We start from the raw sequence: 13,240 nt of genomic DNA on the forward strand, positions 1-13,240 counted from the left end.
ACCGTTACAGAAGCGCTTTGGGAGTCTGCCGCCGAATCTTCACCGGCGCATGGTCCGAACCGGTGAACCACTGACCGTCACTGGTCCGGTCGGCGGTTCACGGACAGCGAACCCGCGCCCACCTCGTTCGGGCGCACACTTGTAGTACCTGCAACGGTGTAATCGAGGTGCATCCATGGACGAGGCGATGGACGCCTATTCGCGCGCGGTCAGCACCGTCGCCAAGACCGTCACCCCGCACGTCGCCGGGGTGCAGCTCGCACGCGGCGGCGGCTCGGCCGTCGTCTTCGCCGACGACGGCCACCTGCTCACCAACGCCCACGTCGTCGGCGACCACCGCCGCGGCGTCGCGACCTTCGCCGACGGCAGCGAACTTCCCTTCGACGTCGTCGGCGCCGATCCGCTGTCGGACCTCGCCGTGCTGCGGGCGCGTGGCGAGACGCCGTCGGCCGCCCAGCTCGGCGACGCCGACCAGCTCGTCGTCGGGCAGCTCGTCGTGGCCATCGGGAGCCCGCTCGGGTTCTCCGGCACCGTCACGGCGGGTGTCGTCAGCGCGCTCGGCCGGGCGCTGCCGGTGCGGCAGGGGCGCACCACCCGCGTGATCGAGGACGTCATCCAGACCGACGCGGCGCTCAACCCGGGCAACTCCGGCGGCGCGCTCGCCGACTCGGCCGGCCGCGTGGTCGGCGTCAACACCGCGGTCGCCGGCGTCGGGCTCGGGCTCGCCGTGCCGATCAACGCGACCACCCGGCGGATCATCGACACGCTCGTCGTCGAGGGCCGGGTGCGGCGCGCGTACCTCGGTGTCGTCGGCGTGCCCGCGCCGCTGCCGGACGACGTCGCCGAGCGCACCGGCCAGGCGGCCGGGCTGCGGGTCCACGAGGTGGTCGCGGGCGGGCCCGCCGACCGCGCCGGGCTGCACGCGGGCGATCTCGTCCTGACCGTCGGGCGCGCCCGCATCTCGGACGCCCAGGGCATCCAGCGGCAGCTGTTCGCGGAGGTGATCGGCACCGCACTGCCGATCACCGTGCTGCGCAACGGAGCCATGGTCGACGTGTACGCGACCCCCGCCGAGTTGGTCGGGTGAGGTGAGCGGACTTGAGTATGCGCTCCCGGCGTGGCATGGTCGGGGGCACAACACCAACGCGGGAGCTCGCGCCATGGCGGGCTGAGAGGGTGACTTGCTTCGGGCAGGCGTCACCGACCGCATGAACCTGACCGGGTAATGCCGGCGTAGGGAGTGAAAGTCGTTGACGACGCTGGAAAACAAGCACGTCTCCGTCACCACGGGTCCGATCACCGGATCGCACAAGACGTACCACCAGACCGAATCCGGATTGCGGGTTCCGGCGCGCCGGATCGATCTGTCCAACGGCGAGCACTTCGACGTCTACGACACCTCGGGCCCGTACACCGACCCTGACGTGTCGATCGACGTCCACAGTGGACTGCACCGGCTGCGCGCCGGGTGGGCCGACGGCCGGGAGCACAACACCCAGCTCGGGTGGGCGAAACAGGGTGTCATCACGCGGGAGATGGAGTACATCGCCGCCCGCGAACGGGTTGCGCCGGAGTTCGTGCGCGACGAGGTCGCGAGCGGGCGCGCGGTGATCCCGGTCAACCGCAGGCACCCCGAGTCCGAGCCGATGATCATCGGCAAGAACTTCCTGGTGAAGATCAACGCCAACATGGGCAACTCGGCCGTCTGGTCGTCGGTCGAGGAAGAGGTCGACAAGATGGTGTGGGCGACCCGCTGGGGTGCCGACACGATCATGGACCTTTCGACGGGCAAGCGGATCCACGAGACGCGCGAGTGGATCATCCGCAACTCGCCGGTCCCGGTCGGCACGGTGCCGATCTACCAGGCCCTGGAAAAGGTCGACGGGGAACCGGAAAAGCTGTCGTGGGAGATCTACCGCGACACCATCGTCGAGCAGTGCGAACAGGGCGTCGACTACGTCACGGTGCACGCCGGTGTGCTGCTGCGCTACATCCCGCTGACCGCGCGGCGCGTCACCGGGATCGTCAGCCGCGGCGGGTCGATCATGGCCGCGTGGTGCCTGGCGCACCACCAAGAGTCCTTTTTGTACACCCACTTCGAAGAGCTCTGCGAAATCCTGCGGCAGTACGACGTCACGTTCTCCCTCGGCGACGGCCTGCGTCCCGGCTCGATCGCCGACGCCAACGACCGCGCCCAGTTCGCCGAGCTGGAAACCCTCGGCGAGCTGACGCACATCGCGCGGTCGCACGACGTCCAGGTGATGATCGAAGGCCCCGGCCACGTGCCGATGCACAAGATCAAGGAGAACGTCGAACTGGAAGAGAAGCTCTGCGGCGAGGCACCTTTCTACACGCTCGGGCCACTCGCGACGGACATCGCGCCGGCGTACGACCACATCACGTCGGCCATCGGCGCGGCCCAGATCGGCTGGTACGGCACGGCGATGCTGTGCTACGTCACGCCGAAGGAGCACCTGGGCCTGCCGAACCGCGACGACGTCAAGACCGGCGTGATCACGTACAAGATCGCCGCGCACGCAGCCGACCTGGCCAAGGGGCACAAGTACGCGCAGGAGTGGGACGACGAGCTGTCGAAGGCCCGCTTCGAGTTCCGCTGGAACGACCAGTTCAACCTGTCGCTGGACCCCGACACCGCGCGGTCGTTCCACGACGAGACGCTGCCCGCCGAGCCGGCCAAGACCGCGCACTTCTGCTCGATGTGCGGTCCGAAGTTCTGCTCGATGCGGATCACGCAGGACGTCCGCAAGTACGCCGAGGAACACGGTCTGTCCACTGTGGAAGCCATCGAGGCCGGGATGGCTTCGAAGTCGGCGGAGTTCACCGAGTCCGGCGGCAAGGTCTACCTGCCCGTGGTGCAGCCGTGACACCGCCCACCGCCCTCACCATCGCCGGATCCGACTCCGGCGGTGGTGCGGGCATCCAGGCGGACCTGAGGACGTTCTTCGCGCACGGCGTCCACGGGCTCGTCGCGCTGACCGCGGTCACCGTGCAGAACTCCCTGGGCGTGCAAGGCTTCACGGAGATCCCCGCCGACGTCGTCACCGCGCAGATCAAGGCGGTGGCGTCCGACATGGGCGTCAACGCGGCCAAGACCGGGATGCTGGCTTCGGCCGAGATCATCCGCGCGGTGGCGAAAACCCTGGACGAGGTCGAGGTCGGCCCGTTCGTGGTCGACCCGGTGGCGGCGTCGATGACCGGGCACGCCCTGCTGCGCGAGGACGCCCTGGAGGCGATCCGCACGGAGCTGTTCCCCCGCGCGACCTTGATCACGCCGAACCTGGACGAGGTCCGGCTGCTGACCGGCGTTTCCGTCGTCGACCCGGCCTCCCAGCGCGCTGCCGCCGAGGCCCTGCTGGGCTTCGGCTCCCGGTGGGTCTTGGTCAAGGGCGGCCACATGGAAGGCACGGCCGAGTGCGTCGACCTGCTTTCCGACGGCCGCGAATTCATCTCGCTGAGCGGCCCCCGCTACGAGACGGAAAACACCCACGGCGGCGGCGACACCCTGGCGTCGGCGATCACGTCGTCGCTGGCGAAGGGCGCCTCCGTACCGGACGCGGTGGCGGCGGGCAAGAAGTTCATCGAGCGCTGCGTGGCGGAGGCCTACCCCCTGGGCGCAGGCGTCGGCCCGGTCTCCCCGTTCTGGGTCCTGCCGCAGTCGTCGTGAGCGTCCGGCGACACGCCGCGAGCCATCAGCGGACCGGCTGCAGCTCCCGGCCGTCGTAGGTCTCGCGGGCCGCGCGGATGCGGTCGAAGTTCGCCTGGGACCACGCGCTCAGCGCGATCAGGTGCGCGCCCACCTCCGCGCCCATGTCCGTCAGCGCGTATTCGACTGTCGGCGGCGTTGTCGGGTACACGGTGCGCGTGAGGAAACCATCGCGTTCCAGCTGGCGGAGGTTCTGCGTCAGCATCTTCTGGCTGATGCCGTCGACGGCGCGGCGCAGTTCGCCGAACCGGTGCGGGCCGCGGGCCAGCGCGCCCAGCATCAGCGCCGTCCACTTGTTGGCCAGCAGGTCCAGCACGTCCCGGCAGGGACAGCTCCGGAGATAGACGTCCCAGGGTCCGTCCTGGTCACAGGTGGTTTCCATCAGGTACCTACTTCACTCGGAAGTGCCTTCTAGCGAAAAGTGACGAACGCTCCGAGTATAGGAGAACCCGAAGAGAAGGAGTGTGGAGATGCGCATCGTGACCCAGCAGGCACTCGGCGGGCCGGAGGTGCTGAGCGTCACCGAAGCACCGCGGCCGGAACCCGGGCCGACGGAGGTCCTGGTGCGGGTGAAGGCCGCCGGCATCAACCCCGTCGACTGGAAGGTGCGGGCCGGCGGCGGGTTCCTCGGTGAGCCGCCGTTCACCGTCGGCTGGGACGTCGCCGGGGTCGTCGAGGAGGCCGGCTTCGGCGCGACCGGTGTCCGGGAGGGTGACGAAGTCCTCGGCATGCCGTGGTTCCCGCGCCCGGCCGGCGCCTACGCGGAGTACGTCACCGCGCCCTCGCGGCACTTCGTGCGCAAGCCCGCCGCGCTGTCGTTCGCCGAGGCCGCCGCGCTGCCGCTGGCCGGGCTCACCGCCTGGCAGGGCCTGGTCGACGTCGCGAACGTCCGGGAGGGACAGCGCGTGTTCGTCGACGCCGCCGCGGGCGGGGTCGGCCACCTCGCCGTCCAGATCGCCAAGGCGCGCGGCGCCTACGTGATCGGCACGGCCAGTGCGGGCAAGCACGGCTTCCTGCGCGAACTCGGCGTCGACGAGCCGATCGACTACCACGACCCGGAAGCGACGACGTCCGATGTGGACGTCTACTTCGGACTCGTCGGCGAGGAGAGCGACCTGCGCTGGCTGCCCGCGATCAAGGCGGGCGGGCTGTTGATCGGCGTGCCCAGCGGCGTCGCCGAACGCGTGGCGCAGCAGGCCGCCGAACGCGGTGTCCGGGTGGAACGGATCCTCGTGGAGCCGGACCGCGGCGGGCTGGCCGGCCTCGTCGAGCTGATCGAGGCCGGCCGCCTGAAGGTCCGCGTCGAGCAGACCTTCCCGCTGGAAGAAGCCGCCAAGGCGCACGAGCTGGGTGAGTCCGGCCGGGTGTCCGGCAAGCTCGTGCTGACGGTCTAACCCCGGGCGAGCACCTGCGGCAGCACCGTCGTGAGCCCGGTCCAGTCGGCCGTGACCACCGACGCGTGCTGCTTCGCCAGGTCGGCGACGCGCTGGTTGGCCTGGTCGACCGTCGGGTTGTGGGCGTCGATGGCCGGCGCGACGTTCTGCGCGTCGGTCATCACCAGGTAGTAGTGGTTGGCGTCGTACCACCACGGCCCGGTCTGCGTCACCCACGCGTTCGCGTCGCCGTCGAACACGACGAACCACGGCTTGAGGTCGGCGGTGTACTTGTCCCGCGGGTCACCGCCGGCCGCGCCGTGCACGGTCGGGAAGATGTTCGCGTCGCCCAGCTTGCCCGCGTTCTTGAGGCCCAGCAGGTACTGCGCGTACTCGACATCGGTGTGCAGCGTGTCGGTCGGGTTCCCCTCCTCGACCGTGCCCGGGATGATCTCGGTGATCACCCGGCCCCGCAGCGCGTCCACCGACGGCCAGTTGTCCGCTTTGGCCGCGTCGTCGAGCGTGGCGTAGCTGCCGAGCAGCTCGGCCGGGCGGAACGCGACGCTGCCGAGGTGCGCCTTGAACGTGGCGTCGAGCAGGGCGGGGCCCATGCCGGTGTTGGCCGAGAAGCCCGTCTTCATCTCCAGCTTGAGCGTGATCGGCGTGTGGCCCGGGTGCGCGGCCAGCCAGATCCGGATGTCGTCGAGGCAGTACTCGAGGTTCTTGTTCGTCCCGCCGCTGTAGAGCTGCGACGCCGAGGTGGCCGCGACGCAGTTGTTGTTGTTCCCCAACGGGTTCGAGTGGCTGACCTTCCACTCGTGGGTGAAGAAGTCCGGCCAGACGTCCAGCTCGATCAGGGACGAGCCGGCGTCGAGCGCCTGCGCCAGGTAGCCGTAGGCCGCCGGGTCGTACGTGTTGTGCACGCCGACGGTCGTGACGTGGGACAGCTTCGGGCTGTCCGCGTGCGCCGCCGTCGCCCCCGAGAGCGCGAGCGCCGCCGTGAGGATTGCCACCGAGAAGAGCTTCATCCAGGCTCCTTCGAACGTGAGTAACGTTCACAATGTCCCACCGTGGTTGACTGTTGATGAAGCAAAAGAGGCTGATTGGCCTAGACCAGAAGTCGGGAAACCACCATGACGACGAGCCTGCCGACCGCGTTGACCATCGCCGGGTCGGACTCCGGTGGCGCCGCCGGGCTGCAGGCGGACCTGCGCACGTTCCTGACCTGCGGCGTGCACGGCCTGGTCGCGGTCACGGCCGTCACGGTCCAGAACACCCTCGGCGTGCACGACCGCGCCGACCTGCCGCCGCACATCGTGGCCGGCCAGATCGAGGCCGTCGCGTCGGACATGGGCGTGGGCGCGGCGAAAACGGGCATGCTGGCCTCGGCCGGGATCATCCACGCGGTCGCGGCGGCGTGCGACAACGCGGACATCGGACGCGACGAGAAGATCCCGTTCGTCGTCGACCCGGTGGCGGCGTCGATGCACGGCCATCCGCTGTTCGACGAAGCGGGCCTGCACGCCCTGCGCGACGAACTGCTCCCGCGCGCGACGGTCCTGACGCCGAACCTCGACGAGGTCCGCCTGCTCACCGGCATGACCGTGAAGGACCGCGAAGGCATGCACACCGCGGCCGTGGTGCTGCACCGGATGGGCCCCCGGTACGTCCTGGTGAAGAGCGGCCACCTGCAGGCGGACCCCGAGTGCGTGGACCTGCTGTTCGACGGCTCGACGTTCGTGGAGCTGCCCGGCAGGCGCTACTCGACGCCGCACACGCACGGCGCGGGCGACACGATGGCGTCGGCGCTCACCGCCGGGCTCGCGAAGGGCATGTCCGTGGTCGAGGCGGCCCGCTACGGCAAGTGGTTCGTCTCGCACGCCGTCGAGCACGCGTACCCGATGGGCGCCAAGGTCGGGCCGGTCTCGGCCTTCTGGCGGCTGGCACCCGAAGAACGCTGAGCACCGGCCCGGTTACCATCCCTGCGTTTACTGATCCTTGACTCACGCGGGGGGCGGCCTTGACCGGACGCGAGCGGGTGGCGAAGGTCCTCGAAGACCGCCGCTTCCAGAACTTCATCATCGCCGTGATCGTGTTCAACGCGGTCACGCTCGGCATGGAGACGTCGACGTCGCTGATGGACGGCTTCGGCGGGCTCCTGCACACCCTCGACCACATCGCGCTCGGCGTCTTCGTCGCCGAGCTGCTGGCGAAGTTCTACGCCTACCGCGGCGGGTTCTTCCGCGACCACTGGAACGTCTTCGACCTGCTGGTCGTCGGCATCGCGGTGATCCCGGCGACCGGGCCGTTCGCCGTCCTGCGGTCGCTGCGCGTGCTCCGCGTGCTGCGGCTGATCTCGGTCGTGCCGTCGATGCGCAAGGTCGTCTCCGGGCTGCTCGCCGCGATTCCCGGGATGGCTTCGATCGCCGCGCTGCTCGCGCTGATCATCTTCGTCGCGGGCGTCATGGCGACGAAGCTGTTCGGCGTCATCGACCCGGGCGACTTCGGCGACCTCGGCACGTCGTTGTTCACGCTGTTCCAGGTGATGACCGGCGAAGCGTGGCCGGACATCGCGAAGACGATCATGGAACAGGCGCCGATGGCCTGGATCTTCTTCGTCGTCTACATCCTGGTGTCCAGCTTCGCGGTGCTGAACCTCTTCATCGCCGTCGTGGTCAGCGGCATGGAAGACGAGCTGCGCCAGGACCTCCGCGAGGAAGAGGCGAAGCAGGCCGAAGCACAGGCCGCGGCCAACCAGGAGATCCTCGACGAGCTGCGCGCCGTCCGCGCCGAACTCGCCGAGCTGCGCCGGGAGCGGGTCCCCTAATCAGCCCTCGTCGGCGATCAGGGCTTCGAGTGCCGGGAGCGCCGCCGTCAGCGCTTCGCGGTGCTCAGGCGTCAAGCGGTCGAGGCGCCGGTTCAGCTCCTGGACCCGCGTCGACCGGACGCCGGACACCAGCCGCTCGCCTTCTTCGGTCGCCTTCGCGAGCCAGGCGCGCCGGTCGACCGGGTCGGACTCGCGGCTGACGTACCCCGCTTCGACCAGCGACGCGATGATCCGCGACATGGTCGCCGCGGCGACGCCCTCCTTCGCGGCGAGGTCGCCGAGGCGCAGCTGACCGGAGATCACCAGCGTCGCGAGGGCCGAGATGGCGCCGTGGCCCGGCCCGGGCACGCCGGCCTGGCGCAACGACCGGGACAGCCTGCCGACGGCGAGGTACAACCTGCCCGAGGTGTCCTGAACCGATGTGGTCACGGCTGGCTCCTTCTGCCCTGGCCCCGCCGCGGATGCGCCGGAAAGTGCCGTCCACCTTACGGGCTCGCCGTGCACGTTCGGCGTTAAGGCACCCTGGTTCACCGGGGTGGACTCGAAGCCTGCGCCCAGAACCGCTGCGGTACGCGGCCGGCGCTGCGCGCGAGGTGACCGGCGACGACGGCCGATCGCATCGCCGACGCCATCCGTTCGGGGTCCGCCGCCCGGGTGACGGCCGTCGAGAGCAGGACGGCGTCGCAGCCGAGCTCCATCGCCAGCGTCGCGTCGGACGCCGTGCCGATCCCGGCGTCCAGGATCACCGGCACGCCCGCCCGCGAGACGATCAGCTCGATGTTGTGCGGGTTCCGGATGCCGAGGCCGGTGCCGATCGGCGCGCCCAGCGGCATCACCGCGGCGCAGCCGGCCTCCTCCAGGCGCAGGGCCAGCACCGGGTCGTCGTTCGTGTAGGCGAACACGGTGAACCCGTCGGCGGTCAGCCGTTCGGCGGCGTCGAGGGTCTCGAACGGGTCCGGCAGCAACGTCCGGTCATCGGCGTGCACCTCGAGCTTGACCAGGTCGGTGCCGAGGGCCTCCCGCGCGAGCTGCGCGGTGAGCACGGCTTCGGCGGCCGTGCGGCAGCCCGCGGTGTTCGGCAGCAGCTCGATCCCGAGCTTGGTGAGCAGTTCGAGGACACCGGAGCCGCCCTCGGCGTCCGCGCGGCGCATCGCGACCGTGGTCAGCTCGGTGCCGGACGCGACCAGCGCGCGTTCGAGCACGGCGAGGTTGGCCGCGCCGCCGGTGCCGATGATCAGCCGGGACGTCAGCTTGCAGGGGCCGATGACCAGCGGTTCCGTCTCCATTTCAGCCTCCCTGGACGGCGGTGAGCACGTCGACGCCCGCGCCCTTCGGCACGGCCGTGGTGGCCCAGTCGGTGCGGCGGACGACGACGCCGTCGACCGCGACGGCGATGCCGGGCCGCTGCCCGCCGGACGCGTCGAGGACGTCGGCGACGGTCGCGCCGTCCGGGAACTCCGTCCACCGGCCGTTGAGCTTGATCTCCATCACACGTGCTCCTTCTGGTGCAGGCGGTCGGGCGAAGCCGCTTCGACGCCTTCGGGCGGCTTCTCGCCTTCGAGCCACGCGACCACGGCGTCCGCGGTCACGGGGGCCATGAGCAGGCCGTTGCGGTGGTGCCCGGTCGCGGCGAAGACGCCGTCGTCCAGGACGCCGATGTACGGCAGCACGTCCCGGCTGCCGGCCCGCAGGCCCGCGGCGGTCTCGACCAGCTCGTACTCGGTGATCGCGGGGAACACCCGTTCGGCGCCCTCGATCAGCTCGCGGACCCCGCGGGCGGTGACGGCCTGGTCGAAGCCCGCTTCGTACTGCGTCGCGCCGAGGACGAGCTCCTGGTCGCCGCGCGGCACGAGGTAGATCGGGTGCCCCTCGACGACGGCGCGAACCGTGCGTTTCGGCGGCGGGAGGCAGCCGCGCCGGGGCCGGAGCCGGAGGATTTCGCCCTTGAGCGGGCGGACCGCCCCGGCGAGCCGCGGGTGCAGCCGCCCGGTCCACGCGCCCGCCGCGAGCACGACGGCGTCCGCGTCCGGCGGGGCGGCCACGCGTTCCCGGACGAACCGCACATCGCGTTCCTGACAGGCCGCGTACAGCGCGTTGAGCAGTTTCCGGTTGTCCACGGCCAGGTCGCCGGGCACGTGGAGTCCACTTCGGACGGATCCGGTGCCGGGTTCGAGCCGCCGGGCTTCCCGGCCGGTGAGCCGTTCGGCCGTGCGGCCCAGCGCGTGCAGGTGACCGGCGAGGATGTCGAGGTACCCCGCGTCGGCGCTGTCGAAGGCGACGACCAGCGTCCCGTGCTCGGCCAGGCCGGGGTCGACGCCCTCTTGCGCGAGGTCGCGCGCGAAGCCGGGCCAACGGCGCAGGGACTCCTCGCCGAGGCTGAGGACGTCCTCCTCGCCCGGCCAGGCCTCGGTGACCGGGGCGAGCATGCCGCCGGCCAGCCACGACGCGCCGCCGCGGACGGGTTCGGGGTCGTAGAGGGTGACGCTTCGGCCGGTTCGCGCCGCGCGCCACGCGGCGGACAGCCCGATCACGCCGCCGCCGACCACTGCCAGGTTGTTCGTCATGGGATCACGCTCCCTGCGCCGGCATGACCCGGATCAGGTTCCACGGTCGGAGCGGCAGCTCCCTCTCAGCCCGTGCCCCGGGCTCCCGTGCGGACCCGTCCACCCTACGTGCCGTTGGTCGATAATCCAACCGCGGTCACGGCCGGATGGCTTTCACGGCAACGGCACCGGGTCTTGGCCGGACCGTCCGCCGGCGGGGTACGGTCGCCGCCATGCCCGCCCTCTCCGGTGACAAGATCCGCGCCCGGCTCGACGCCGCTCGCCTGTACCTCTGCACGGACGCCCGCACGGCCCGCGGCGACCTGGCCGCGTTCGCCGACGCGGCGCTGGCCGGCGGCGTCGACATCATCCAGTTGCGCGACAAGACCGGCGGCTCGCCGCTCGAGGCCGCGGCCGAGATCGCGGCGCTGGAGGTGCTGGCCGAGGCCTGCGCGCGGCACGGGGCGCTGCTGTCGGTGAACGACCGGGCGGACGTGGCGCTGGCGGTCGGCGCGGACGTCCTCCACCTGGGCCAGGACGACATCCCGGTGCCGCTGGCCCGGCGGATCCTGGGCGAGGACGTCGTCATCGGCCGCTCGACGCACTCGGTGGCGCAGGCCACCGCGGCCGCGGCCGAACCGGGCGTGGACTACTTCTGCACGGGTCCCTGCTGGCCGACGCCGACGAAGCCGGGCCGCTCGGCGCCGGGCCTGGACCTGGTCCGCTCGACCGCCGCATCGACGCCCGGCCGGCCCTGGTTCGCGATCGGCGGCATCGACGCCGGCCGGCTGCCCTCGGTCCTCGAAGCGGGCGCGTCGCGGATCGTGGTCGTCCGGGCGATCACCGAGGCCGAGGACCCCGAGTCCGCCGCCCGCGAACTGCGCGCCCGCCTCCCCTGACGGTTACGGGGTCGGGGTGGTCGCCGCGCCCTGGCTGGTGGGCGGGGCCGAGGTCGTCGGCTGCTGGGCCGTCGTGCTCGGGGTCGTCGGCGTCGGCGAGCTGCTCGGCGTGCTCGACGTCGTCGGCGCGGTGGGCGTCGTCGTCTCCGTCGTCGTGGTCCGGGTGGGCGACTCCTGCGTGTCGTCCGTCGGAGCCGTCGGCGTGGTCGACGGGGTCTTGTCGGTCTGGCCGCCGCCGTTGCCGAAGATCTTGCCGATGCCCGCGCCCGTCCCGCCGGCCACCTTGCCGCCGGTCGCCGCCTCCACGCCGACGATCGCCAGGATCGCCACCGCGAACGCCACCACGCTCGTGCCGATGACCAGCGGCCAGCGCAGCTTCCGCAGCCGCGACGGCTGCTCCTCGAGCGGGCCGTCCGGCTTCGGCAGCCGGACCGTCGGCTGCTCGGTGATGGGCACGGCCGACGGCAGCGGCTGGTCGGTGATCTCGTTGATCGCGATGACCTGCCCCCGGCGCCGGATGCCGGACGTCGCCAGCTGCCGCGCCTTGAGCGCGGCGTCCTTCGTGCGCTGCAGCGAGCGCAGGTAGATCTCGCCGCCGACCGTCGTGATCACACTCGCCACGCCCGCCCCGGCCACCGTGCCGGCGACGCCGAGCGTCGACCCGAGCAGCGCCGCCGTCACCGCCGCGAGCGCCGCCGCCAGCACCTGCGCGATGCGCAGGCCCGACTTCTGTTCCTTCTCCCCTGAAGGCTGTTCCGTCTCCTTGCTCATGATCCCGATCCGCTAGAAAGTCTTCTCCCCGTTCCCAACGTGTAAGGCGCGCGAGGAACTCCCCGCGTTGCCGGAGCGTGAGCAGCACCACTCCCACTGTCCACAATAGACAGTACGGGCCGAACACTTTCTTGACATACTCGGCACATGGAACTGGTGACGATCTCCGACATCGAAGCCGCGGCGAAGCGCGTCCAGGGGGTCGCCGTGCGCACACCCCTGTTGCGCCAAACGTGGGATCCTCGCGAAAACCTCTGGCTCAAACCCGAAAGCCTCCAACCGGTCGGTGCGTTCAAGGTGCGCGGCGCGTACAACGCGATCGCCACCCTCGACGACGAACGGCGTACCCGCGGTGTCATCGCTTACTCCAGCGGCAACCACGCGCAAGCGGTCGCGTACGCCGCGCAGCGGTTCGGCGTGCCCGCCGTGATCGTCGTACCGGACATCGCACCGCGGATCAAGGTCGAGGCCACCCGCTCCTACGGCGCCGAAGTGATCGAGGTGCCGATCGGCGAGCACGAGGGCAAAGCGCACGAACTGGCCACCGAACGCGGCCTGACCCTCATCGCGCCCTTCGACGACGCGGCCGTCATCGCCGGGCAGGGCACCGCGGGGCTCGAGATCGCCGAGGACCTCCCGGACGTCGAGGTCGTGCTCGTGCCGGTCAGCGGCGGCGGGCTGGCCGGCGGGGTCGGTGCCGCGGTCAAGGCGCGCTGCCCGCGCGCCCGCGTGATCGGGGTCGAGCCCGCGCTGGCCGGCGACACGGCCGAGGGGCTGCGGCTGGGCCGCCGCGCCGACTGGCCGCAGGCCGACCGCGCCCGCACGATCGCCGACGGCCTGCGCGCGCAGCCGTCCGAGCTGACCTTCGCCCACCTGCGGGAAGTCGTCGACGACATGATCACGGTCACCGAGGACGAGATCCGCGAGGCCGTGCGCACCCTCGCCCGCAAGGCCCGGCTGGTCGCCGAACCGAGCGGCGCGGTGACGACGGCGGCGTACCTGTTCCACACCGGCGAGCTGCCGGCCGGCCGCACGGTCGCGATCGTCTCCGGCGGCAACGCCGACCCGGCGGTGTTCGCGGAGATCCTCGCGGGCTGAACCGG

Annotated in this window: 15 protein-coding genes and 2 riboswitches; of the genes, 8 read left to right on the plus strand and 7 right to left on the minus strand. The window is 71.2% G+C overall.

What is annotated here, in order from left to right; translation table 11 throughout:
- The first annotated feature begins 175 nt into the window (after nt 1-175).
- The 3 genes from ACWEN0_RS04880 to thiD (ACWEN0_RS04890) all read left to right on the plus strand — a co-directional run bounded on the left by ACWEN0_RS04880 (nt 176) and on the right by thiD (ACWEN0_RS04890) (nt 3,685).
- Nucleotides 176-1,087 (plus strand): S1C family serine protease, encoded by a 912-nt coding sequence (locus ACWEN0_RS04880; protein ID WP_451968977.1) that lies wholly within the window; start codon nt 176-178, stop codon nt 1,085-1,087.
- A gap of 48 nt (nt 1,088-1,135) precedes the next feature.
- Nucleotides 1,136-1,257, plus strand: a riboswitch (TPP riboswitch).
- Nucleotides 1,251-2,885, plus strand: a complete 1,635-nt coding sequence (thiC, locus tag ACWEN0_RS04885; protein WP_451968979.1) for a phosphomethylpyrimidine synthase ThiC — start codon at nt 1,251-1,253, stop codon at nt 2,883-2,885. It overlaps the preceding riboswitch by 7 nt.
- Nucleotides 2,882-3,685, plus strand: a complete 804-nt coding sequence (thiD, locus tag ACWEN0_RS04890; protein WP_451968981.1) for a bifunctional hydroxymethylpyrimidine kinase/phosphomethylpyrimidine kinase — start codon at nt 2,882-2,884, stop codon at nt 3,683-3,685. The genes thiC and thiD (ACWEN0_RS04890) overlap by 4 nt, the downstream gene beginning before the upstream one ends.
- Nucleotides 3,686-3,710: 25 nt before the next feature.
- On the opposite strand, the gene ACWEN0_RS04895 is transcribed toward thiD (ACWEN0_RS04890), so the two are convergent.
- A complete protein-coding gene (locus ACWEN0_RS04895) occupies nt 3,711-4,106 on the minus strand; it encodes a winged helix-turn-helix transcriptional regulator (RefSeq protein ID WP_451968983.1) in 396 nt (131 codons plus the stop codon).
- 88 nt (nt 4,107-4,194) lie between these two features.
- Between ACWEN0_RS04895 and ACWEN0_RS04900 the strand changes: the two genes are divergently transcribed.
- On the plus strand, nt 4,195-5,118 hold the full coding sequence (locus tag ACWEN0_RS04900) for an NADP-dependent oxidoreductase (RefSeq protein WP_451968985.1): 924 nt from the start codon (nt 4,195-4,197) through the stop codon (nt 5,116-5,118).
- Here ACWEN0_RS04900 and ACWEN0_RS04905 read toward each other — a convergent pair.
- The gene (locus tag ACWEN0_RS04905; RefSeq protein WP_451968987.1) at nt 5,115-6,125 is read right to left on the minus strand and encodes a phosphatidylinositol-specific phospholipase C domain-containing protein; all 1,011 of its coding nucleotides are present in this window, start codon (nt 6,123-6,125) and stop codon (nt 5,115-5,117) included. The two genes, ACWEN0_RS04900 and ACWEN0_RS04905, sit on opposite strands and share 4 nt — an antisense overlap.
- A gap of 105 nt (nt 6,126-6,230) precedes the next feature.
- Here ACWEN0_RS04905 and thiD (ACWEN0_RS04910) point away from each other — a divergent pair, with 105 nt between their 5' ends.
- Both thiD (ACWEN0_RS04910) and ACWEN0_RS04915 read left to right on the plus strand, forming a co-directional pair.
- A complete protein-coding gene (gene thiD / locus ACWEN0_RS04910) occupies nt 6,231-7,058 on the plus strand; it encodes a bifunctional hydroxymethylpyrimidine kinase/phosphomethylpyrimidine kinase (RefSeq protein ID WP_451968989.1) in 828 nt (275 codons plus the stop codon).
- 59 nt (nt 7,059-7,117) lie between these two features.
- Nucleotides 7,118-7,924: an ion transporter gene (locus tag ACWEN0_RS04915; RefSeq protein WP_451968991.1), complete on the plus strand. Its 807-nt coding sequence runs from the start codon at nt 7,118-7,120 to the stop codon at nt 7,922-7,924.
- On the opposite strand, the gene ACWEN0_RS04920 is transcribed toward ACWEN0_RS04915, so the two are convergent.
- The 4 genes from ACWEN0_RS04920 to thiO all read right to left on the minus strand — a co-directional run bounded on the left by ACWEN0_RS04920 (nt 7,925) and on the right by thiO (nt 10,488).
- Nucleotides 7,925-8,353, minus strand: coding sequence for a MarR family winged helix-turn-helix transcriptional regulator (locus ACWEN0_RS04920; protein WP_451968993.1), 429 nt, complete (start codon nt 8,351-8,353; stop codon nt 7,925-7,927).
- 98 nt (nt 8,354-8,451) lie between these two features.
- Nucleotides 8,452-9,210, minus strand: a complete 759-nt coding sequence (gene thiG / locus ACWEN0_RS04925) for a thiazole synthase (protein ID WP_451968995.1) — start codon at nt 9,208-9,210, stop codon at nt 8,452-8,454.
- A gap of 1 nt (nt 9,211) precedes the next feature.
- Complete coding sequence (gene thiS, locus ACWEN0_RS04930; RefSeq protein ID WP_451968997.1) at nt 9,212-9,412, minus strand: sulfur carrier protein ThiS; 201 nt, start codon at nt 9,410-9,412, stop codon at nt 9,212-9,214.
- Nucleotides 9,412-10,488 (minus strand): glycine oxidase ThiO, encoded by a 1,077-nt coding sequence (thiO, locus tag ACWEN0_RS04935; RefSeq protein WP_451968999.1) that lies wholly within the window; start codon nt 10,486-10,488, stop codon nt 9,412-9,414. Before thiO ends, thiS begins: the two co-directional genes overlap by 1 nt.
- Nucleotides 10,482-10,587: riboswitch (TPP riboswitch) on the minus strand. (Overlaps the previous gene by 7 nt.)
- A 113-nt stretch (nt 10,588-10,700) precedes the next feature.
- Here thiO and thiE point away from each other — a divergent pair.
- On the plus strand, nt 10,701-11,366 hold the full coding sequence (gene thiE, locus ACWEN0_RS04940) for a thiamine phosphate synthase (RefSeq protein WP_451969001.1): 666 nt from the start codon (nt 10,701-10,703) through the stop codon (nt 11,364-11,366).
- Nucleotides 11,367-11,369: 3 nt separating this feature from the next.
- On the opposite strand, the gene ACWEN0_RS04945 is transcribed toward thiE, so the two are convergent.
- The gene (locus ACWEN0_RS04945) at nt 11,370-12,137 is read right to left on the minus strand and encodes a hypothetical protein (RefSeq protein ID WP_451969003.1); all 768 of its coding nucleotides are present in this window, start codon (nt 12,135-12,137) and stop codon (nt 11,370-11,372) included.
- A gap of 147 nt (nt 12,138-12,284) precedes the next feature.
- Here ACWEN0_RS04945 and ACWEN0_RS04950 point away from each other — a divergent pair, with 147 nt between their 5' ends.
- Nucleotides 12,285-13,235: a threonine ammonia-lyase gene (locus ACWEN0_RS04950; RefSeq protein WP_451969005.1), complete on the plus strand. Its 951-nt coding sequence runs from the start codon at nt 12,285-12,287 to the stop codon at nt 13,233-13,235.
- Nucleotides 13,236-13,240 lie beyond the last annotated feature (5 nt).

The organism is Amycolatopsis sp. NPDC004378, assembly GCF_053602455.1.

Excerpts from the sequence above, each read along its gene's own strand:
- ACWEN0_RS04880 (WP_451968977.1), top strand. The coding sequence starts at position 176 with ATGGACGAGGCGATGGACGCCTATTCGCGCGCGGTCAGCACCGTCGCC.
- ACWEN0_RS04895 (WP_451968983.1), bottom strand. The coding sequence starts at position 4,106 with ATGGAAACCACCTGTGACCAGGACGGACCCTGGGACGTCTATCTCCGG.
- ACWEN0_RS04900 (WP_451968985.1), top strand. The coding sequence starts at position 4,195 with ATGCGCATCGTGACCCAGCAGGCACTCGGCGGGCCGGAGGTGCTGAGC.
- ACWEN0_RS04905 (WP_451968987.1), bottom strand. The coding sequence starts at position 6,125 with ATGAAGCTCTTCTCGGTGGCAATCCTCACGGCGGCGCTCGCGCTCTCG.
- thiD (WP_451968989.1), top strand. The coding sequence starts at position 6,231 with ATGACGACGAGCCTGCCGACCGCGTTGACCATCGCCGGGTCGGACTCC.
- thiG (WP_451968995.1), bottom strand. The coding sequence starts at position 9,210 with ATGGAGACGGAACCGCTGGTCATCGGCCCCTGCAAGCTGACGTCCCGG.
- thiS (WP_451968997.1), bottom strand. The coding sequence starts at position 9,412 with ATGGAGATCAAGCTCAACGGCCGGTGGACGGAGTTCCCGGACGGCGCG.
- thiO (WP_451968999.1), bottom strand. The coding sequence starts at position 10,488 with ATGACGAACAACCTGGCAGTGGTCGGCGGCGGCGTGATCGGGCTGTCC.
- thiE (WP_451969001.1), top strand. The coding sequence starts at position 10,701 with ATGCCCGCCCTCTCCGGTGACAAGATCCGCGCCCGGCTCGACGCCGCT.
- ACWEN0_RS04945 (WP_451969003.1), bottom strand. The coding sequence starts at position 12,137 with ATGAGCAAGGAGACGGAACAGCCTTCAGGGGAGAAGGAACAGAAGTCG.
- ACWEN0_RS04950 (WP_451969005.1), top strand. The coding sequence starts at position 12,285 with ATGGAACTGGTGACGATCTCCGACATCGAAGCCGCGGCGAAGCGCGTC.